Here is a 21,267-nt window from a genome sequence, read left to right as displayed (position 1 = left end):
CTCGTCACTTCCCGTCGCGCCGAAGAATCCCCGTCTCCGCCCCCGTGCTTACCTTCCCCCACACGCACGGCCGCCGACCTGACCACTCGGCGGCAAAGGACGGCGCCCTGTGCGCCGTTGGCCTCGGGGGCACACCATTCATGGACCACAAGGACGGCGAGTCGGCGTACCCGCCGGCCGCCGCTCAACGGCGGGCGCAGCACTCGTCCTTCGGCTCCGCGCTCCGCGAACTGCGCCTGGCGCGCGGGCTGTCGCTGGCGGACCTGGCACGGATCACGCACTACAGCAAGGGGTATCTGAGCAAGATCGAGACGGGCCGCAAACCGGTCAACTGCGATGTCGCGCGGTTGTGCGACGAAGCGGTCGGGGCCGACGGCGCCCTGATCGCCCTGCTGCCGCCGGCGCTGCGGGAGGGACCGCCGGCGCAGGGCGACGGCGAGGACTGTCCCTATCCCGGGCTGTCCTCGTTCGGGCCGGGTGACGCCGGGCGGTTCTTCGGCCGCGACCGGGCGGTCGCCGTGCTCGTCGGGCGTCTCGCCCAGCGGTTCGGCAAGGGGCCGGTGGCCGTCGTCGCGGTCTCCGGGGCGGGCAAGTCGTCGTTGCTGGGGGCGGGCCTCGTCCCCGCCCTCACCGACGGCGCGCTCCCCGTCGACGCCCGCGACTCCCCTGTCCTGTGCACCCCGACGGCGCGCCCGCTGTCGGCTCTCCGGCAGGCGCTCGGCACCGCACTGCCCGCCGGCGCGCTCGACCACCTGCGCGACGACGGCCCGCCCCTCGAACGAGCCCGGTGTCTGGTGGCGGCCCTGCGCTCCTGGGCCGCGACCCTCGACGCCGGCCCCCGGAGGGAACCCGCCGCGAGGCCGCCTAGGGGGCGCGTCCTCATCGTCGACCAGTTCGAGGAGGTCTTCACCCTCTGCGACGACGAGGCCGAACGCCGGTCCTACATCGCGGCGCTCACCGCTCTCGCCGGCGGCGGCGAGGAACCCGGGCCGGCCGACACGGCGTTCGCCGTGGTGCTGGGGGTGCGCGCCGACGTCACGGGACGCTGCCTGGAGTACCCGCCCCTGGTTCCGGTCGTCAGCGACGGGCTGTTCGCGCTGGGCGCGATGACCGCCGAGGAGCTGCGGGAGTGCATCGTCCGGCCGGCCGGGGAGACGGGGACGACGCTGGAACCGGGCCTGGTCGAGCTGCTGTTGCGGGACCTGGGTGCGGTCGACGCCCCCGCCACGGCCGGAGGCGGCCCGGACCCGGCCGTCGCGGGAGGCCGGCCGGGCGTGCTGCCGCTGCTCGGGCACGCCCTGCGGGAGACCTGGCAGCGGCGCACCGACTCCACCATGACGGTGGCGGGTTATCTGGCGACGGGCGGGATCCACGGCTCGGTCGCCACCGCGGCCGAGAACCTGTTCGCCGCACTGTCACCGGCCCGGCAGGACGCCGCCCGCCGACTCCTGCTGCGGCTGGTGCGCGTCGGCGAGGACAACGAGGCCTCCCGGCGCCCCCGCACCACCGCCGACCTCCTCGACGGGCTGCCGGATCCCGCAGCCGCACGGTCCACGCTCGACGCACTGGTGGCGGCCCGGCTGCTGACGGTGGACGCCGACCGCGTCGAGCTCGTGCACGAGGCGCTGCTGCGGGCCTGGCCCAGGCTGCGTACGTGGATCCACACCACGCGCGCCGATCTGCTGCTGCACCAGCAACTGGGCGCCGCCGCCCGGGAATGGGACCGGGGGAACCGCGACCCGAGTCTGCTCTACCGCGGCGCCCGGCTGACCGCCGCCCGGGAATGGGCGGCCGGACCCAGCGGCCGGGACAGCGTGCCGACGCCGGTGGAGGCCGACTTCCTGAACGCCTCCGCACACGAGGAGGACCTGCGCCGGCGTCTGGCACGGCGCCGGGTCCGCCAGCAGCGGACGGGAGTCGTCTTCCTCACCGTGCTGCTCGCGCTGGCCCTCCTCGCCGGCGGAACCGTCCTGCACCAGCGCATCTCCGCGGACGAGCAGCGCAGGACGGCGCTGTCGCAGGCCATGGCGGCACGCGCCGCCCAACTGGCCTTCGGGCGGCCGGAGGCCTCGATGCTGCTGGCCGAGTCCGCCTACCGCACCGCGCCCACCACCGAGGCGCGCAGCGCGCTGCTCAGCACGCAGGCCAACGCCTTCGCGGGCCGGTTCACCGGCCACCGCGGGCCGGTGAACAGCGTGGCCTTCGGCCCCGGCCGACGGCTGCTGGCCTCGGCGAGTTCCGACGGCACGGTACGGCTGTGGGACGTCGTCACCCGGCGCGGCGCGGGGGTGCTCGCGGGTCATCGGGGGCCCGTGCGGGCCGTGGCCTTCTCGCCGGACGGGCGCGCGGTGGCCTCGGCGAGTTCGGATGCGACGATCCGCCTCTGGTCGGTCTCCGACCGGGTGCAGTCCGCCGTCCTGACGGGACATCAGGGGCCGGTCCGTGCCCTCGCCTTCTCCCCCGACGGACGGACCGTGGCCTCCGCGGGCAAGGACGGGACCGTACGACTGTGGGACACGCGGACGCGGCGTCAGACCGCCCGGATGCCGGGCCATCTGGGCGATGTCCTCGCGCTGGCGTACGCCCCCGACGGCTCCCGGCTGGCGAGCGCGGGCGTCGACCGCACCGTACGGCTGTGGAATCCGCGCACCCACCGGGCCGGGGCCGTGCTGAAGGGGCACAGCGGGGACGTCCTGGCCGTGGCGTTCAGCCCCGACGGCCGGCTGCTCGCCAGTGGCGGCGCGGACCGCACCGTACGGCTGTGGGATCCGGCGGACCACCGGCGGTCCGCCGTGCTCACCGGGCACGACGACGACGTCAACGGGCTCGCCTTCGGGCCCGACAGCCACACGGTGGTCTCCGCGGGGGGCGACGGCACGATCGTGCGCTGGGACGTCCACACCCGTCGCGCGGTCGACACCCTGTCCGGTCACACCGACTACGTCATGGGTGTCGCCGTGGCCGCGAAGGGCGATCTGCTGGCCACCGCGGGGTTCGACGGGACCGTCGCCCTGTGGGACCTCACCGGCCACACGCTCAGCACCTCCCCGGTCAGCGAGCTGTGGAAGGCCGCGTTCAGCCCCGACGGACGGCTGCTCGCGTCGGCGGCGGCGGACGGCACCGTGCAGCTCTGGGACGTGGCACGGCGTATCCGCGTCCGTACCCTGACCGGGCACAGCGGGGCGGCCTACGCCGTGGCGTTCAGTCCGGACGGCCGGTGGCTCGCCTCGGCGGGCGCCGACCGCACCGTACGGCTGTGGCCCGTCGCGGCGGCGGGGGGCGACCCCGTCGTGCTGTCCGGGCACACCCGGGCCGTGTTCGACGTGGCGTTCAGTCCGGACGGCCGGTGGCTCGCCGCGGCGGGCGCCGACCACACCGTACGGCTGTGGGAGATGTCGTCCACGGGCGGTCCGGCGCGGACGCCCGCCAGGGTGCTCACGGGGCACACGGACTTCGTCAACTGTCTGGCCTTCAGCGCCGACAGCGCCACCCTCGTCAGCGGCAGCGACGACCTCACGCTCCGGCTGTGGGACGTGTCGCGTGCCCGTCCCGGCACGGTTCTCGCCGCGCACGGCGGCTCGGTCCGCGCCGTGGCCTTCGCCCCCGACGGCCGCACCCTCGCGAGCTCCGGCAACGACGGGGTCGTCCGGGTGTGGGACGTGGGCCGGGGCCGGGTCACGGGGGTGCTCGGACAGCACGCCGGGTCGGTGCGCGGCCTGGCGTACAGCCCCGACGGGCGCTCCCTCGCCAGCAGCGGCAACGACCGCACGGTGCGCCTGTGGGATCCCCTGCGGCGCAGGCTCGTCGCGACCCTGACCGGGCACACCCGTGCGGTGTGGAGCGTCGCCTACGGTCCGGACGGCCGGACGGTCGCCAGCGCCGGCAACGACGGCACCGTCAGGCTGTGGGATCTCGACATCCCCGACCGTGTCGCGGCCCTGTGCGGCGTGGTGGGCCCGGTCGACCGCCGCCGGTGGCAGCGGCTGCTGCCGGGTTACGGCTACTCGGCGACATGCGCGAAGTGACGTGCCGCGAGCGGGTGTGCGCCCCGCACGACGCGGGGGTGGTTCCTGACGGCCGTCAGGAACCACCCCCGCGTCAGGGGCCGCCGGTCAGGCGTTGGCGCAGATCGCGTACACGCTGATGCCGACGGACGCGTAGCCGTCCTGTCGGCCGAGGGCGATCCAGCCGGTGCTGTCGGGGGTGGGGAAGCCGCCGACCAGGATCGCGCCGTTGCCCTGGGCCTCGGCGCCGCCCCCGATCACCTTCTTGCCGGGCGGGCAATAGACCGTCCGACGCTGGAACAGCACCTGACCGCTCTTCGTGAAGGCGACGACGGAGGAAGTGGACCTGCCACCCTCCGCGTGGGTGATGACGGTCGGCTCACCTTCAGCCGACATGGACATGTCATCTACGTAAGAGGGTCTGGCGTCGCGCCTCTGTGCCGTCCGGGCGACCATGGCAGGAGGAAGCGGAGCCGACGTCTCCCGTCCGCCGATCCCGGAGGTGGCCCCCTGCACACCCCGCTCCCCGTCGTCTTCGCGATCTGCGCGGCCCTGAGCAACGCGGTCGCGACGGTGCTGCAGCGCAAGGCCGCCCTGACCGTGCCGCGCTCGCAGGGGTTCCGGGCCGGGCTGATGCTCGACCTGTTGCGCCGGCCCGTCTGGCTGGCCGGCATCCTCGCCGTGATCACCGCCGCCGTCTGCCAGGCCCTGGCCCTGGCGACGGGCCCGCTGACGATCGTGCAGCCCCTGTTCGTGCTGGAGCTGCCCCTCACCCTCATCGTCGCCTCCGTGCTGATGCACCGGAATCTGCCGGGCAGGGGCTGGCTCGCCGTGGCCACGGTGGTGGCCGGACTCGCCGTCGCCCTCGCGGCCGCGTCCCCCACCGGCAACCGCACGCAGGTCCCGCTGGACCGCTGGCTCCCCGCGCTCGCCGTATGCGCGGGGGCGGTCGTCGTGCTGGCTCTCACGGCCCTGCAACGCCCCGAAGGCCGCACCCGGGCAGCCTGTCTGGGGGCGGCGACGGCGATCGGCTACGCCCTGACCGCGGCGCTGATGAAGTCCTCCACACACATCCTCGACGAGCAGGGACTCGCGGGCTTCTTCTCCGCCTGGCAGACCTACGCGTTCGCCGCCACCGGCGTCTGCGCGCTGTTCCTGCTGGAGAACGCGATGCAGGCCGGCCCCCTGGTCGCCTCGCAACCCGCGCTGACCCTCGGCGACGCGACGGTCAGCCTCCTCCTCGGCATCACGCTGTACGAGGAGGTCGTCCGCTCGGGGTGGTGGCTGGTTCCCCAGCTCTGCGGTGTCGCGCTGATCGCCGCCGGGGTCGTCACGCTGTCACGGGTCCCGCTCACCCGGACGCTCGTGGCACCGGAGGACGCGCGCGAGGTGAGCCGACAGGCAGGTTCATGACCGACGGCGACGATCCGGCGTGCGAGGATGCGGCAGGGAGCGTCGGGCGGCGGCAGCGGAGTGGGAACGACATGATCGGGACGGAGTTCCGGAGCGAGGACCTGCCCTGCGAGGACAGGTTCGACCACTGGCGGGACATGGTGGGCCGGATGCGGTCACCCAGCGACATCAGCAGTGCGCACGCCGCCGACTTCCGGGCGCGGTGCCGGCTGATGGATCTGGGGTCGGTGACCGTGTGGCCGACGTCGTTCGCGCCGACGCGGTACCGGCGGAGCCCGAAACTGGTGCGTCGGTCGGACCCCGAGCTGTACCACCTCTCGCTGCTGCTCGACGGCGGCCTGACCCTCGAACACGCGGGGCGCACCGGCGTGTTCGGTCCCCGTGATCTGCACCTGACCGACAGCTCGCAGCCGTACGACCTGCGGCCCGCGGATCCGCACGCACCACGGGTCGTCAAGGGGGTGGGAGTCGACTTCCCCAAGGCGCTGCTCCCTCTGCCACCGCACCGGATGCGTGAGCTGCTGGGCCGGGGGCTGTCGGGCCGGGAGGGCTTCGGCGCCCTGCTGGCGGACTTCCTCATCGGCCTGGAGCGGCAGGCGGAGACCCTCCAGCCGTCCGACGCGCCCCGCCTGGGAGCGGTCGTGGTGGACCTGCTGTCCGCCTGGTGCGCCCGAGCGCTGGACGCCGAGGACGCCCTGTCGCCGGAGACCCGCCGTGAGGTCCTGACGCGGCGCATCCAGGCGTTCATCGTGCGGAACCTGCACGACCCCGAGCTCAAGCCGCCGATGATCGCCGCCGCACACCACATCTCCGTCAGCTATCTGCACCGGATCTTCCCGCAGCAGGCGCGGGGCGAGACCGTCGCGTCCTGGATCCGCGGCCGGCGGCTGGAGGGCGCCCGCCGCGACCTGGCGAACCCCCTGCTGCGGACCACACCGATCCACGCCGTCGCCCTGCGGTGGGGCATCCCCCGCGCCTCCGACTTCACCCGCGCCTTCCGCGGCGCCTACGGGCTCTCCCCCAAGGAGTACCGTGAGCAGGCGCTGAGCCGACGGGAGCAGCACGGCCCGCACCCACGGGATCCCGAAGCCGGGAGCGGTGCCGCGGGCTGTCGCCGAAGGCCGTGACCGTCAGGAAGCGGATCGGGAGTTCGACGCGGCGTTCGAGGCCGTGGGGGCATCACCGTCGAGCTGGAGGGCGTCCATCCGTTCATGGGCGCCCCTGAGCGAGCCGAGCCGGGCGTACTCGTGGCCGACACGGGTGCCGCGCCGGACGAGGCCCGGCCGCCTGCCGGTACTCCCGGGTCCGGACGGCGATGATCCGCTCCAGCGCCCTGCGGCAGTGCGTGTGGCGCTCAGGTGGTCGGCACCCGCGACGATCGGATCGTGGACGTCGAGGACCAGTCGCGGGATGCCGGGGCCCGACTCAGCCTTCGCCGGGCTCGTCGGACTTCGCGGTCTCGTCCTGGGCCATGCGCAGGAAGCGGCGGATCGCCTCGGGTGCCATGTCGAGCCCCTCGGACGCGGCCTTCTCGTCGCCGAACACCTGCACGGCCTCGGCGACCGCGACGGCCAGCTCGGCCTCCGCCTTGCGGACCTTGGCCTCGGCCTTGTCCACCATGTCCACCACCGACAGCTGGCGGCGCTGCTTCTCCTGGAGCCTCTGCTTGCGGGAGAGCGTCTTGTCAGTATTCTGCACAGTCACGACCAAGATCATAAACGGCACCGCCGCCCGCCATGAAATCGGCAACTCGCCTCTGGCGCAGGGGCGTTCGGCCGGATGCCCGGCTGCCGCACGGACGAAGCGAGGGATGCGCATGAACGACGCCGGAGTGGCCGGCCGCCCGCTCGCCCTGGTGACCGGGGTGGGTCGTACCGTCGGTATCGGCGCCGGTGTGGCCCGCAGACTGGCGGCGTCCGGCTGGGACATCGCCGTCACCTACTGGGCCCCGTACGACGACCGTATGACGTGGGGCAGGGAGCCCGGCGCGGCCGAGGCGATCGTGCGGGACCTCGCCGAACACGGCGCCCGCACCGCGGCGATCGAGGCGGATCTCGCCGATCCGGACACTCCCGCAGGGGTGTTCGACGAGGTCGAGGAGCGGCTGGGTCCCGTCACCGCGCTGGTGATGTGTCACTGCGAGTCCGTCGACTCCGGTCTGCTCGACACCACCGTCGAGAGTTTCGACCGGCACTTCGCGGTCAACGCGCGGGCCACCTGGCTGCTGGTCCGCGAGTTCGGGCGGCGCTTCGCCGCGGCCCACGGGACGGGCCGGATCATCAGCCTCACGAGCGATCACACGGTCGGCAACCTTCCCTACGGAGCGAGCAAGGGGGCCATGGACCGCATCACGCTGGCCGCCGCCCGCGAACTCGGCCACCTCGGCGTGACCGCCAACGCGATCAACCCCGGTCCGGTCGACACCGGCTGGATGTCGGAGGAGATCCGCGAGGCCTGCGTGGCGGGCACCCCGCTCGGCCGGCTGGGCACCCCGCGCGACACGGCCCACCTCGTGGACTTCCTCTGCTCCGAGCAGGGCGGGTGGATCAACGGACAGCTGCTGATGAGCAACGGCGGCTTGGCCTAGAACTGTCGCCCCCCTTCCCGCGATCCGTGCGGCATGTCCCGTAATGTGGCGTTCCTTGTCGTTTCTCGGTTCTTCGCGGGCGGGATGGAGCTGCGGTCGTGACGTTCGCGGAGTCGAGGCCCGAGCAGCGGAACTGGGCGCCGCTGCTGGCGGTGTGCGCCGGGTACTTCATGGTCATCCTGGATGTGACCGTCATCAATGTGGCCGTGCCCGTCATCGGCCGGGAGCTGTCGGCCTCGCTCACCGGCATCCAGTGGACCACCGACGGCTACACCCTGGTCTTCGCCGGGTTTCTGCTGACGGGGGGCGCGCTGGGCGACCGGCTGGGGAACCGGCTGGTCTTCTGCCTGGGCGTGGGGGTGTTCACGGCGTCCTCGGCCGCGTGCGCGCTCGCGCCGGACGCTCCCTTCCTGGTGGTCGCGCGGCTGGTCGAGGGGCTCGGCGCGGCGCTGATCGTGCCCGGTTCGCTGGCGCTGCTGCAGCAGGCCTACCCCGAGCCCGCCGCCCGCGCACGGGCCTTCGGGCTGTGGGGGTCGATGGCGGGCATCGCGGCGTCGGCGGGGCCGCTGCTGGGCGGACTGCTGGTCTCCACGGTGGGCTGGCGGTGGGTGTTCCTCATCAACCTGCCTGTCGGCGCGGCCTGTCTGGCGCTGACGCCGCGCCACGTGGAGCGATCACCCCGGCACCCCGGCCGGGTGATGGACTGGCCGGCGCAGTGCGCCATCGTGGCGGCCGTGGCCCTGCTCACCGCTGCGCTCAACGAGGCCGGACGGCGCGGCTGGTCCGATCCGGCCGTCCTCGCCGGACTGGGCCTGTCGCTGCTCGCCGCCGGAGCCTTCGTCCTGCGGGAACGGCTGGCCCGCACCCCCGTGCTGCCCCTGGGGCTGCTGCGCTCCCGCGCCCTCGGCGGTGGGGCCGTCATCGGTCTGCTGTTCAACTTCGGCTTCTACGGCATGGTGTTCACCGCGAGTGTCGGCTTCCAGCAGCAGCGGGGTTACAGCGCCCTCGTCACCGGGCTGGCGCTGTTCCCGGCGGTGGCCATGACCACGTTCGCCTCCGTGCTGTCCGGGCGGCTCACCCGCCGTACCGGCGACCGCCCGCTGGTCACCGCCGGTATGCTCACCGCCTCCGTCGGGCTGGCCGGCTGGGCGGCGGCCGGAGCCGACCCCGCGTACGGGCTGCTCGTCGTGCCCATGATGGCCGCCGGATTCGGCACCTCCTTCGCCCTCACGGGTACGACCACCACCGTCATGTCCGCCGCTCCGCGCACCTACGCGGGGACCGCCTCCGCCCTGTTCAACACGACCCGGCAGATCGGCAGCGCCACCGCGGTGGCGCTCGGCGGCAGTCTCCTGGCCACCACGGCCGACCCCGGCACCGGGCTGCGCGTCAGCATGGCCGTCGGCGCACTCGCCTACCTCACGGCCGCGGGGCTCGCGAGGTGGTGCGTCCCCCCGAAGAGCGGGTGAGTTTCCGGGTGCACCACCCTTGTCCGCCGCCGGGCGCCAGAATCTCGTTCTCGTGACGGGCGTGGACATCCGGATCGACGGCGGGGTGATCGCGGCACCGCAGGGCGCTGCGGCAGCCCGCAGACCGTGAGGGGCAGCGCGCCCGCCAATGGCGTCGACGTAGGTGACTGATCGTCATATATCCACCTGCTCATGAGGAGTTCAGGCGGGAAGACTGGCGCAGGACGGTGGATTCGGTATGTCATGCCTCTGCCATCTCACTGGAGTGCCGGAGTGGAAAGGAAACTCCCGTGCGTCTGCGCCCCCTGCGCTTTCTCTGCGGTACCACCGCGCTCGCCCTCGCTCTGCCCGTCCTCGCCCCCGGGCAGGCCGCGGCGGCCGTTCCCGTCTCCTCGGTGTATCTGCAGAACGTCGCCACCGGTCTGAACGCCGCCGACAGCGGCGGGACCGTCGCCGCGCACAATCCCAAGGGGAACGAGGACCACCAGCAGTGGACCCCGGTCGCGGTCGACGGCGGCTATCAGCTGCGGAACGCCGACGAGTCGGGCACCTGTCTCAGCCGTAGCGGCACTTCGGCCGTCACCGCCGCGTGCGGGGCGACGGGAACCGTGTGGACCGTCACCGCCGGTGCGGGCAGCACGTACACCGTGAGCGTCCCCGGCACCTCGCAGTACCTCACCGGATCCTCCTCCGACAACAGCGCCGTACAGCTCGGTTCGGCCGGAGACCTCGCCCGCTGGTACCTGACCCCGGTGTCGTACGCGACCGCCTCGATGCCATCCGCCGACACCCGCACCCTGGACCAGGTCACCTTCCTGACCTCGCACAACGCCTTCGCCAACGGCGTCGACGGCAACTTCGCCTCGTTCCCGGTGAACCTGTTCCCGAACCAGAACTACGGCATCAGCCGACAGCTCGCCGACGGCGTGCGCGGCTTCATGCTGGACGACTACACCGTCTCCGGGCAGGCCGTGCTCTGCCACAACAGCTGCGACGGCGTGAGCGGCCCCGTCCCGCTCGCCACCGATCTGCAGCGCATGGTCGACTTCCTGAAGGCCAACCCCGGCCAGTTCGTCACCGTGTTCCTCGAGGACTACGCCTCCTCCGATGTGCTGAAGGCCTCGCTGGCCTCCGTGAGCGGGCTGTCCGACGTGCTGTACCGGCCCGACCAGGAGGGCGTGGCGACCAAGGGCTGGCCGACCATGGCGGACCTCGCGGCGCGCGGCAGACAACTGCTGATCTTCAGCGACCGCACCCGGGCGAGCGACACCGCGAGCGGCTGGGCCACCCGTGACACCTTCGGGGTGATGTACCAGCGGGAGTGGACCGTCGAGAACTACTGGTCCATGGGCGGCGGGCTGGGCTCCTCCGACTGGTCCTGCTACAGCCGCTGGGGCACCGGCCGCCCGCTGACCGTGGACTCCACCGCCTTCCACCCGCTGTTCGTCATGAACCACTTCCGGGACTACACGATCAGCGGCACCGCCACGACGGACAACGGCAAGCTCCTCAACCGGGCGCAGAACTTCTGCACGCCCGCCGCGCGCAAGAAGCCCACCTATCTCGCCGTGGACCGCTACGACCTGGGCTCCCCCACCCCGCTCAGCACGGTCGGCACCCTCAACACGTACATCCTCGCCCCGGGCCAGTGAGCCACGGCCCGTCGCCCGATCAGGCGGCGCGGCCCGCCTTCAGCGCCGCCGCGGTCCCGACGACGCGGCGGGCCGGATCTGCCTTGACCTGCCGGGCTCGGCGCGGGCGCGGCGGGAGGGTTACGTGGGTGAGTGGATCCCGGAGCCGCTGCCCGACGGCACGGAGTGGATCAGCGCCGACCGGGCGTTCAAGGAGGCGTGGGCGGTCAAGGACATCGACGCCCTGCTCGGCCTGCCGGCCACCAACGCGGTGGTAACCGGGAACGGCGGCAGACTGGCCCCCTCCGCCCCCGTCCGGTGCGGGGCGCCGAGCAGGTCGCCCGCATCCGCGCCCGTACTCAACCCCGACAAGCTCCGCTCCTGGAGGCCGAACATCGCGCAGGCGCCCAGAGGTTCGGGGATGAGCGAGACTCGGGGCGGCGGAGCCACGGGGCTGACTGTGGCACAGGTCACGGGAAGGCGGTGCGGGGTGCCGGACAGCTCATGGAGGTGAGCACTCATCTGCGTACCCGGGTTCGGGCCGGGGAATCGAGCGCGTTCGCGGAGCTTTTCGACGCGTACGCCCGCGCGGTCTACAACCATGCCTTCCGGCTGACCGCCGACTGGTCGGTCGCCGAGGACGTCATGGCGGCCACCTTCCTGGAGGCCTGGCGGCTGCGCGAGAAGGTGGACCCCGAAGGCGGCTCCCTGCGCCCCTGGCTGCTGGGCATCGCCACCAACACCGCACGCAACCAGTACCGGAGCAACCGGCGTTACCGGGCCGCCGCGAACGCCGCCGCGGCGGCCGAGCTGTCGGTGCCCGACCATGCCGACGAGGTGGCCGACCGGGTCGACGACCGCCGCCGTCTGGCCACGGCGCTCACCGCCCTGGCCAGACTGCGCCGGCCGGAACGCGAGGTCGTCACGCTCTGCCTGGGCGAGGGCCTGGACTACGAGGCCGCGGGGCGGGCGCTCGGGATCCCGGTCGGGACGGTGGCCTCCCGGCTCTCGCGGGCCCGCAGAAAGCTGCGGTCGCTCGCCGAACCCGAACTCCTCCGCCCCGCGAGCGGAACACCGTACGAAAAAGTTCGCGGAGATCGGGAAGGCGGCCGCCCCGCCCGACAGACAAGAGGTGATCGCACCCACGTGATCCGGCCCGCACAGGAGGGAAACCGATGAACGCGAACACGTCCGGGCAGAAGCCGGCCGAGCGGAACGAGAGCGCACCGCTCTTCTCCGGTACCGCGCGTGACCTGCCACCGGGCCGCCACCAGTTCCACAAGGAGCGTCTGATGGCCCAGATCCACGACCTGCAGCAGGACGAGCGCGCGGCGACGACGGCCCCCGCGAGGTCCCGTCGGCTGCGGCTGCCGCGCCCGGCGGTCACGCTGCCCGTGACGGCGGTCGCGCTGGCGGCGGCGGTCGTCGCCGGGGTGGCGCTGTCCGGCGGGGGCGGCGTGCGGGACGGCGGGGTCGCCACCGGACCGGCCCTGACCACCCGGGTCGGCGCCGCGAGCACCCAGGGCGTGCCGCAGCTGCTCGACCAGATCTCGCTGGCCGCGGCCGACGTCTCCCACCCGGACATCGCGCAGGGGCAGTACGTCTACATCGAGTCCAAGACGGCCGACACGTTCGTCAGGACCGTCGACGGCGAGTCCAGCCTCGCCAGCCACGCGCTGCACCGCCGCCAGGTGTGGGAGTCCGCGGACGGCACCCGGGGCTGGCTGATCGACCCCGCCGTCAACGACAGTCCCGAGGGGGAGACGCTCAGCCTGCCCGACGAGCAGGGCAACACCCCCACGGCCCGTCTCAACGCTCCCTCGTACGACTACCTGGCGAAACTGACCACCGACCCCGACGCGCTGCTGGCCAAGATCTACAAGGAGACCGAGGGGCAGGGCAACACCCCCGACCAGGAGGCGTTCACCACCATCGGGGACCTGCTCGGCGAGAGCTACCCGCCGGCGGCGCTCTACTCGGCGCTGTTCAAGGCCGCCGCGAAGATCCCCGGTGTCGTCGTGGTGGAGGACGCGGTGGACGCCGTCGGCCGACACGGCGTGGCGGTCGCCCGGCTCGACGAGACCAGCGGACAGCGCGAGGAATGGATCTTCGACGAGAAGTCCCATGTCTTCCTCGGCGAGCGCACCGTGCAGGTGAAGCAGGGGGAAGGAAGCGACGCCCTGCTCACCCCCGGCACCGTGGTCTACACCAGCGCCATCCTGAAGCGGGCCGTCGTCGACGCCATGAAGCAGCCCCCGGCCCAGGCCGGCTGATCCGCGTCGCCGTCGGTGCCGAGCCGGCGGCGGTACCGGAATGCTGTCGTCCCGCGCCGGGCTTATGGTCCCTACATGGGGGCCGTTCGGTGTGCCCGGTTGGCGGCTCGTGAACGCAGGGGCCGTCGGTCGGCGTGTGCGAGGACGGGCCCGGGAGCGGCGGGGACCGGACGCGGTCGCGGCCCCGGCGCGGACGGGGGGCCGGGAGGTCGACGACGTGCCGGGGGCTGACGCCGTCGGTGTCGGGGCCGGTCCGCAGGTGCTGCGGGCCGCCGTGATCGAGGCGGCTCGGGAGACCGGCGCCACGGTGACGGCGGTGTATCTGCTGCCGCCGGACGAGCCCGTGCTGCGGCTCGCGGTGCTCGGCGGGGCGTCGTACGACATCTCCCGGCCCTGGGCGCGGGTGCCGCTGGAGACCGCGTCCCCGGTCTCCGAGGCGGTCCGGGACAGACGCCTGGTGTGGGTGGGCGGGCCGGAGGAGCTGGCCCGCCGCTATCCCCGGCTGGCGCTCGTCGTGCCGTACCGCTTCACCCTGGCCGCCGCCCCCCTCGTCACCGGCGCCGACACCTGGGGCGGGCTGGTGCTGCAGTGGCCGGCCCGGCACCCGCCGCAGCTCACGCCCGCGGAGCGCGACACGATCGGCGGGGTCTGCCGACGGCTGGGGACGCTGCTGAGGCGAGCCGCCGAGGAGGGGCGTCCGGTACGGGCCGCCGACGCGCCGCTGATGCTGCCCCCGCCGAGGGTCCGGACCGCGAGCGCGGCCGAGGCGCAGGCCGCGGTCGACTTCGCCGAGCGGATCCCCGGCGGCTGCTGCTCCCTGGACGTGGACGGCCGTCTCACCTTCGTCAGCACCAGGGCGGCGGAGCTGCTCGGCGCCGGCATCCCCGAGCTGCTCGGCGCCAAGCCGTGGGAGGCGCTGTCCTGGCTGGACGACCCGACGGCCGAGGACAGCTACCGGGCGGCCGTGCTGAGCCGGGAACCCACCTCGTTCACCGCCCTGCGCCCGCCGGACCGATGGCTTTCGTTCCGGCTGGACCCGGACGCCTCCGGCATCAGCGTCCACATCACCCCCGCGCACTCCGCCCACGTCCTCGCCCCCGTCGTGGATCCTCCGCGGACCTCCCCTGCCGCCGCGGCCACGCCCGGGCGGGCGGTCACGCTGTACCACCTCATGCACCTCGCGGCCACGCTCACCGAGGCCGTCGGCGTCCGGGACGTGGTCGACCAGGTCGCCGACCAGGTCCTGCCCGCGTTCGGGGCCAGGGCCATGGCGCTGATGACGGCGGAGGACGGCCGGCTGCGGATCATCGGCTACCGCGGGTACACCGCCGACCTCATGAGCCGCTTCGACGCCGCCCCGCTGACCTCGGACACGCCCGCCGTACGCTCCCTGACCACCGGCGTCCCGGCGTTCTTCGCCTCCTTCGCCGAGCTCAAGCGGGCCTATCCGCCCGCCCTGCTCCAGGACGCGATGTCGTCCTGGGCGTTCCTGCCGCTGATCACCTCCGGCCGGCCCGTCGGCTCCCTCGTCCTGGCCTACGACGAGCCGCACCCGTTCACCCCCGAGGAGCGCTCCGTCCTCACCTCCACCGCAGGGCTGATCGCCCAGGCCCTGGACCGGGCCCGGCTGTACGACACCAAGCACGAACTGGTCCACAACCTCCAGGCCGGTCTCCTGCCGCACACACTGCCCGACGTCCCGGGCCTGGACGTGGCCGCCCGCTATCTGCCCGCCACCCGGGGCCTCGACATCGGCGGCGACTTCTACGACCTGATCCGCCTGGACGCCGACACGGCGGCCGCGGCCATCGGCGACGTCCAGGGCCACAACGTCGACGCCGCCGCCCTGATGGGGCAGGTCCGCACCGCCGTCCACGCCACCGCAGGCGCCGCCCCGGGCGAGGTCCTCACCCGCACCAACCGTCTCCTCACCGACCTCGACCCCGGCCTGTTCACCAGCGTCCTCTACGCCCACATCGACCTGGCCGCCCACCGTGTCCGCCTGGCCACCGCCGGGCATCCGCCGCCGCTGCTGCGCCACCCCGACGGCCGTACCGAGATCCTCTCCGTACCGCCGGGTCTGCTCCTCGGCATCGATCCCGCCGCCGACTACCCCTCGACGGACGTGCCGTTGCCGCCCGGCTCGGTCCTGGCCCTGTACACGGACGGCCTCGTCGAGGCTCCGGGCGTCGACATCGGCGACGCCCTCGACGCGCTGGCCGACCGACTGGCGCACAGCAAGGCCCGCACCATGGACGCCCTCGCCGACACCCTCGTGCGCCACGCCCGCCGATCGGCCCCCCGCAGCGACGACATCGCCCTGCTGCTCATCCGCTCCCGCTGAGAACCGGCTCCCTCGCGTGCGCCGCGAGGTCACGCGTCCGGCTCCGGACACCGAGAGCGCCCCCTCCGGCATACCCTCCCCGCCCCCATACCGGCCCGCCCCGTGTGGCCGGGCCGGTATCGCGCCCGTGCCGTCCGTCGGTCTCGGTCGGCGGTCGCGGCGACGCGGAAGCCGACCGTCGGGTAGCGGCCGGACGGGTCGCGGCCCTCGTAGACGGCGGTGCAACTGTTCAGGTCGGCGTACCAGGAGCCGCCGCGGATGGCGTTGACCCGCCGGCCCATCTCACCGCCGTGGGTGGCGGTGATGACGGAGGTGGTCCACTCCCAGCGGTTGCCGCACAGGTCATGGACACCGGAGGAAGGTCCAGCCGTCGGCGGACGCGCGGTCGGTGAGCCAGGCACAGTGGGCGGTGGCGGCGGCGGTCTCGGCCAGATCCTGGCCGACGACGGTCGTCGTGGTGCTCGGGGCGGCGATGACGCGTCCCGGCCGGGCCAGGCCGGAGGCGCCCGCGACGGCGGGGAGGGCGAGGAGGGTCCTTCTGGTGAGGCCTGGGGCGGTCGCGTTCATGACGGCTCCTGAGAGTGAGGGCGTGACGCGTCCCTGCGCGCATGGCTGATGGTCCATCAACTGGCGCAATCCGTCGACACTTTTGCCGCAAAAGTCCCTTGGGCGTGGGCCCACGACGCTTCAGCGTCGACAGCAATCCCGGGAGGGCGCCTTCAAGTGACCGACCCGACCCCCGCTCCGTTACCGTCCGACCCCTTGACGGCCCGCCTATGACTGCGTAGACATGACAGCGCAGACATGACTACGCAGTCAGGCGCCTCTCGGCGCGGGACGTCTGACATCATCAGTGCGCGAGTACGACCGTTCGGCCACACCGGGAGACACCATGACGCGAGCGACAGGACGGGGCGCGAGCTCCGCGGCACCGCGCAGCGTGGACGTCGCGCGGCTGGCCGGGGTCTCGCAGAAGACGGTGTCCCGGGTCTTCAACGACGAGCCGTACGTCTCGGCCGATGTCCGCCGGCGGGTCCTGGAAGCCGCCGAACAGCTCGGCTACCGCCGCAACAACGCCGCCCGCGCGCTCGCCTCGGGCCGCAGCCGCTCCATCGGCGTGGTGACGCTGGGCACGGCCCTGTACGGACCCGCCTCCCTGCTGATGGGCGTCGAACGGGTCGTCCGGGACACGGGCTACGCGCTCCGGGTCGTCAACACGATGGAGGGCGACCCCTCGGGCGTCGCCGGTGCCATGGACTCACTGCTCGACCAGGGCGTGGACGGCATCGTCATCTCCGAGCCGATCGACGAGACGGGAGCCGAAGGGGACGTGGCCCTGCGGGTCGACGTACCGGTCCTGATCGTCGGCGCGCCGTCGCCCGTCACGGCGCCCACGGTGCTGACCGCCGGCGACGGCGCCGACGACATGGCCCGTACGGCGACCGAGCACCTGCTGAACCTGGGACACACGACGGTCCACCACCTCGCCGGTCCGCCCCGGTGGTACGCCGCCCGGGACCGCCTGGAGGGCTGGCGGGCCACGCTGACCGCGCACGGCAGACACCTCCCGCCGGTCGTCGAGGGCGACTGGTCGGCCGCCTCCGGGTACCGCGCCGGGCGCGCACTCGCCGCGGACCGCGACGTCACCGCCGTGTTCGCCGCCAACGACGACATGGCGATCGGCCTGATCCGCGCGCTGACCGAGGCGGGCCTTCGGGTGCCGCAGGACGTGAGCGTCGTCGGCTTCGACGACATCCCGGTCGCCGCCTACATCACTCCCCCGCTGACCACGGTGCGCCAGCCCTTCGACGCCGTGGCCCAGGAGGGACTCAAACGTCTCGTGCACGCCATCGAGAACCCCGACGCCGCCCCCCTGCCGGCGAGCGACCCACCGGTCGACCTCGTCGTACGCGCCTCCACCGCGCCCCCCGCCGACCGGACGACCCCGGCCCGCGCACGGCGCACCGCCTCCCGTCCCAAGGGAGGCGCCCCCGCAGCCCCGGTCCCGAACGGAGGTCCGTCCCGCCGCCCCTGACCCCGCCCCCCGTCCCTGAGCCCACGGCACCGCGCGTGATCGACGGTCGAGCCGCCGTACCCGTCACGCCCGCGCCCTCCTCCCTCACCTCGTCGCCCGCGCGCCCCCCCGGGCCGCCCCTGAACGCACCGGGCCCGCGACCTGCCTCACCTCTGAGCACGCGTCCCCTTCGGCGTACCCGCCCGGTCGTCGCGTCCCTCCCTCCTTCCTGACTCTTCCCACATCGCCCCCGCACGCCCTCGCCCCGCGTGCCCTTCTTCGCCTCGGCGGGAGTCCACCATGCCCAGAAACACCTCCTCCATGCCCTTCTCCGGCTCCGCCCCCATGAGCCGCCGTCTCTTCCTCACCACCACCGGAGCCCTGTCGCTCGGCGCCGCCCTGACCGCCTGCGGCGGCAGCGGCTCCGGTGGTTCCTCCGCCTCCTCGAAGCCGGTGAGCCAGGCCGACATCGACAAGGCGATGAAGACGCCGACCGAGCTGACGTTCTGGACGTGGGTCCCGAACATCGCCAAGGAGGTCGCCCTCTTCGAGAAGAAGTACCCGGCGATCAAGGTCAAGGTCGTCAACGCCGGTCAGGGCACCCCGCAGTACACCAAGCTGCGCACGGCCCTGAAGGCGGGCAGCGGCGCCCCGGACATGGTGCAGATCGAGTACCAGGCCATCCCGACGTTCACCATCACCGACAGCCTGCTGGACCTGCGGCCCTACGGCGCCTCCGCGCTGAAGTCCACGTTCGTCGACTGGACCTGGAGCCAGGTCAGCGGCAGCGACGGTGAGGTGTGGGCGATCCCGCAGGACACCGGCCCGATGGGCATGCTGTACCGGCAGGACATCTTCGACAAGCACGGCATCGACGTGCCGGGGACCTGGGACGAGTTCGCCGAGGCGGCCCGCAAGCTGCACAAGGCCGACCCGGACGTCTACCTCACCAACCTGGCGGCCAACCAGGTCGCCGCCTGGCACGGGCTGCTGTGGCAGGCGGGCGCCAAGCCGTACGTCACCTCCGGCAGGAGCGACATCACCATCAGCGTCGACGACGCGGTGTCGAAGAAGCTCGGCGCGTACTGGGGCGGCCTCGCCAAGGAGGGCGTCATCGGGGTCGAGCCGGACTTCACCGACTCCTGGTACGCGGCGCTCAACAAGGGCAAGTACGCCACCTGGCTGACCGCGGCCTGGGGGCCGGTGTTCCTCTCCGGCTCCGCCAAGGCGACCTCCGGCAAGTGGCGGGCCGCCCCGCTGCCGCAGTGGGACGCCGCCCAGCCCAGCTCGGGCAACTGGGGCGGCTCGACCACCGCGGTCATCCGGTCCACCAAGAACCCCGTCGCCGCCGCGATGTTCGCGCAGTTCCTCAACAGCGACCCGGACAGCGCGCGGATGTTCGCCACCGAGCAGTTCTTCTTCCCCGCGACCAAGGCGCTGCTCACCGACGCCGAGTTCACCGGGGACGCGCCCGCCTTCTACGGCGGTCAGAAGGTCAACCAGGTCTTCGCCGACATCAGCTCCACCGTCAACTCCTCCTTCCAGTGGCCGCCGTTCCTCGACCAGGCGGCCACCGACTGGACGGAGACCGTCGGCAAGTCGCTCGCCGACAAGTCCGACACGGTCGCCGCCCTCGGCACGTGGGAGTCGCGGCTGACCACGTACGCCAAGGGCCAGGGCTTCACCGTCAAGGGGAGCTGACATGGCTGCCACACGCCGTCACCGCTCGGCGGGCCCGCTGTTCGTCGCGCCGTTCCTGACGCTGTTCCTGCTGCTGTTCCTCGCCCCGCTCGGCTACGCCGCCTATCTCAGCCTGTTCCAGGAGCGCCTGATCGGCGGCACGGTCTTCGTCGGGCTCGACAACTACGTGCAGGCACTGGGCGACCCCCAACTCCTGCACGGCGTCGGCCGGGTCGCGCTGTTCTTCGTGGTCCAGGTCCCGGTGATGCTGCTGCTGGCCCTGGTGTTCGCGCTCGCGCTGGACAGCGGTCTGCTGCGGCTGGCCCGGGTGATCCGGCTCGGCATCTTCGTGCCGTACGCGGTGCCGAGCGTGGTGGCCGCGCTCATGTGGGGCTATCTGTACGGGCCGGACTTCGGCCCGTTCGCCCAGCTCAGCCGGAAACTCGGCGTCGCCGCCCCGGACTTCCTCAGCAGCGGGTGGATGCTCGGCAGTCTCGCGAACATCGTGACCTGGGAGTTCGTCGGCTACAACATGATCATCCTGTACGCCGCCCTGCGCACGATCCCGCAGGAGCTGTACGAGGCGGCCGCGATGGACGGGGCGGGCGCCTGGCGCATCGCCTGGTCCGTCAAGCTGCCGGCCCTCAGGCCCGCCCTGCTGCTCACCCTGCTGTTCTCGGTCATCGGCAGCTTCCAGCTCTTCAACGAGCCGAACCTGCTGATGAAGATCGCCCCGGATGTGATCAGCAGCTCCTACACCGCCAACCTGTACGCCTACTCCCTCGCCTTCACCGGTCAGCAGGTCAACTACGCGGCGACGGTCTCCTTCCTCCTGGGCCTCGTCATCGTGGTCGCCTCCTACGGCGTCCTGCTCACCGCGAACCGCAGGAGGACCCCATGACGACCACCACTCCCCCGGCGACGGTCGCGCCGCACACCGCGCGGCCGGCGCGCACCACCGGCGCGAAGGCACGCCGGGCCCGTCGCAGCACGCCCCTGACGATCGCCATGCTGGCCGCCCTGGCCTACTTCCTGCTCCCGCTGTTCTGGCTGCTCATCGCCTCCACCAAGAGCACCCAGGACCTGTTCAACAGCTTCGGCCTCTGGTTCTCGCACACCCCGCGACTGCTGACGAACGTCCGGGAGACCTTCGCCCAGGACGACGGGGTGTTCCTGCACTGGCTGCTCAACACGGTCGTGTACGCCGTCGTCAGCGCGGTCGGCGCCGCGCTCCTGGCCGCCGCCGGCGGCTACGGGTTCGCGAAGTTCCGCTTCCGCGGCGACCGGCTCGCGTTCAACCTCGTGCTGGGGGCCGTCATGGTCCCGACCACGGCCCTGGCGATCCCGACCTATCTGCTGTTCGCGAAGGCGGGCCTGGTCAACACGCCCTGGGCGATCATCCTGCCGTCGCTGGTGAACCCGTTCGGGCTGTACCTGATGCGCATCTACGCCCAGGACGCCGTACCCGACAGCCTCCTGGAGGCCGCCCGGATCGACGGCGCGGGCGAGGTGCGGATCTTCGTCCGGATCGCGCTGCGGCTGCTGGGGCCCGGCCTGGTCACCGTGCTGCTGTTCACGCTGGTGGCGACCTGGAACAACTACTTCCTGCCGCTGATCATGCTCAACGACCCGGATCTCTACCCGGTCACGGTCGGTCTGTCGTCCTGGGCCGCGCAGGCGCAGAACGGCGGGGCCGGCTCCAGCAGCGACATGCTCGCCCTGGTCGTCACCGGCTCCCTGCTGTCGATCGTCCCCCTCGTCGTGGCCTTCCTGATGCTCCAGCGCTACTGGCAGAGCGGCCTGGCCACCGGCGGCGTCAAGCAGTAGCCCTCTTCTTCCTTCCGGAGGTTCC

At 72.9% G+C, this 21,267-nt stretch carries 17 protein-coding genes and 1 pseudogene; 14 read left to right on the top strand and 4 right to left on the bottom strand.

The annotated features are described in order from the left end of the window. Positions 1-140: 140 nt before the first annotated feature. A complete protein-coding gene (locus OG852_RS44015; RefSeq protein ID WP_330350807.1) occupies positions 141-4,025 on the top strand; it encodes an nSTAND1 domain-containing NTPase in 3,885 nt (1,294 codons plus the stop codon). An 87-nt stretch (positions 4,026-4,112) separates the two neighbouring features. Here the strand turns inward: OG852_RS44015 and OG852_RS44010 are convergent, their stop codons facing one another. Continuing rightward, the gene (locus OG852_RS44010; protein ID WP_330351641.1) at positions 4,113-4,400 is read right to left on the bottom strand and encodes a hypothetical protein; all 288 of its coding nucleotides are present in this window, start codon (positions 4,398-4,400) and stop codon (positions 4,113-4,115) included. A gap of 114 nt (positions 4,401-4,514) precedes the next feature. Between OG852_RS44010 and OG852_RS44005 the strand changes: the two genes are divergently transcribed. Beyond that, on the top strand, positions 4,515-5,417 hold the full coding sequence (locus OG852_RS44005) for a DMT family transporter (protein WP_133914460.1): 903 nt from the start codon (positions 4,515-4,517) through the stop codon (positions 5,415-5,417). A gap of 71 nt (positions 5,418-5,488) precedes the next feature. Then, a complete protein-coding gene (locus tag OG852_RS44000; protein ID WP_133914347.1) occupies positions 5,489-6,544 on the top strand; it encodes a helix-turn-helix domain-containing protein in 1,056 nt (351 codons plus the stop codon). A gap of 298 nt (positions 6,545-6,842) precedes the next feature. Here the strand turns inward: OG852_RS44000 and OG852_RS43995 are convergent, their stop codons facing one another. Further along, a complete protein-coding gene (locus OG852_RS43995) occupies positions 6,843-7,121 on the bottom strand; it encodes a hypothetical protein (RefSeq protein ID WP_330350806.1) in 279 nt (92 codons plus the stop codon). A 112-nt stretch (positions 7,122-7,233) separates the two neighbouring features. Here OG852_RS43995 and OG852_RS43990 point away from each other — a divergent pair, with 112 nt between their 5' ends. From OG852_RS43990 to OG852_RS43960, 7 genes and pseudogenes are all read left to right on the top strand, one after another. Continuing rightward, positions 7,234-8,004 (top strand): SDR family oxidoreductase, encoded by a 771-nt coding sequence (locus OG852_RS43990; protein ID WP_330350805.1) that lies wholly within the window; start codon positions 7,234-7,236, stop codon positions 8,002-8,004. 98 nt (positions 8,005-8,102) lie between these two features. Next, positions 8,103-9,473, top strand: coding sequence for an MFS transporter (locus OG852_RS43985; protein ID WP_330350804.1), 1,371 nt, complete (start codon positions 8,103-8,105; stop codon positions 9,471-9,473). Between the two features lie 296 nt (positions 9,474-9,769). Continuing rightward, positions 9,770-11,125, top strand: coding sequence for an RICIN domain-containing protein (locus OG852_RS43980; RefSeq protein ID WP_133914462.1), 1,356 nt, complete (start codon positions 9,770-9,772; stop codon positions 11,123-11,125). Between the two features lie 67 nt (positions 11,126-11,192). After that, positions 11,193-11,300, top strand: a pseudogene (locus OG852_RS43975) (RNA polymerase subunit sigma-24); the annotation flags it as partial. Positions 11,301-11,608: 308 nt separating this feature from the next. Continuing rightward, positions 11,609-12,283: an RNA polymerase sigma factor gene (locus OG852_RS43970; RefSeq protein WP_443064623.1), complete on the top strand. Its 675-nt coding sequence runs from the start codon at positions 11,609-11,611 to the stop codon at positions 12,281-12,283. After that, a complete protein-coding gene (locus OG852_RS43965; RefSeq protein WP_133914350.1) occupies positions 12,280-13,377 on the top strand; it encodes a CU044_5270 family protein in 1,098 nt (365 codons plus the stop codon). Before OG852_RS43970 ends, OG852_RS43965 begins: the two co-directional genes overlap by 4 nt. A gap of 217 nt (positions 13,378-13,594) precedes the next feature. Next, entirely contained in the window at positions 13,595-15,721 is a 2,127-nt protein-coding gene (locus OG852_RS43960) for a SpoIIE family protein phosphatase (protein ID WP_330350801.1), read from the top strand. A 29-nt stretch (positions 15,722-15,750) separates the two neighbouring features. Here the strand turns inward: OG852_RS43960 and OG852_RS51085 are convergent, their stop codons facing one another. After that, complete coding sequence (locus OG852_RS51085; protein WP_443064622.1) at positions 15,751-16,122, bottom strand: SUMF1/EgtB/PvdO family nonheme iron enzyme; 372 nt, start codon at positions 16,120-16,122, stop codon at positions 15,751-15,753. After that, the gene (locus OG852_RS43955) at positions 16,064-16,288 is read right to left on the bottom strand and encodes a hypothetical protein (RefSeq protein ID WP_330350800.1); all 225 of its coding nucleotides are present in this window, start codon (positions 16,286-16,288) and stop codon (positions 16,064-16,066) included. Before OG852_RS43955 ends, OG852_RS51085 begins: the two co-directional genes overlap by 59 nt. Positions 16,289-16,613: 325 nt before the next feature. On the opposite strand from OG852_RS43955, the gene OG852_RS43950 reads away from it, so the two are divergent. The 4 genes from OG852_RS43950 (at position 16,614) to OG852_RS43935 (ending at position 21,242) form a co-directional block, all read left to right on the top strand. Next, entirely contained in the window at positions 16,614-17,756 is a 1,143-nt protein-coding gene (locus tag OG852_RS43950; RefSeq protein WP_133914352.1) for a LacI family DNA-binding transcriptional regulator, read from the top strand. Between the two features lie 279 nt (positions 17,757-18,035). After that, complete coding sequence (locus OG852_RS43945; RefSeq protein ID WP_133914353.1) at positions 18,036-19,436, top strand: ABC transporter substrate-binding protein; 1,401 nt, start codon at positions 18,036-18,038, stop codon at positions 19,434-19,436. 1 nt (position 19,437) lies between these two features. Further along, positions 19,438-20,316 (top strand): carbohydrate ABC transporter permease, encoded by an 879-nt coding sequence (locus tag OG852_RS43940; RefSeq protein WP_133914354.1) that lies wholly within the window; start codon positions 19,438-19,440, stop codon positions 20,314-20,316. Continuing rightward, complete coding sequence (locus tag OG852_RS43935) at positions 20,313-21,242, top strand: carbohydrate ABC transporter permease (RefSeq protein WP_330350799.1); 930 nt, start codon at positions 20,313-20,315, stop codon at positions 21,240-21,242. Before OG852_RS43940 ends, OG852_RS43935 begins: the two co-directional genes overlap by 4 nt. The last annotated feature ends 25 nt before the right edge of the window (positions 21,243-21,267 follow it).

Source organism: Streptomyces sp. NBC_00582 (assembly GCF_036345155.1).
Lineage (GTDB): Bacteria > Actinomycetota > Actinomycetes > Streptomycetales > Streptomycetaceae > Streptomyces.
The sequence above is the reverse complement of the archived record's forward strand: the minus strand, read 5'-3'. Positions and strand labels throughout refer to the sequence as shown.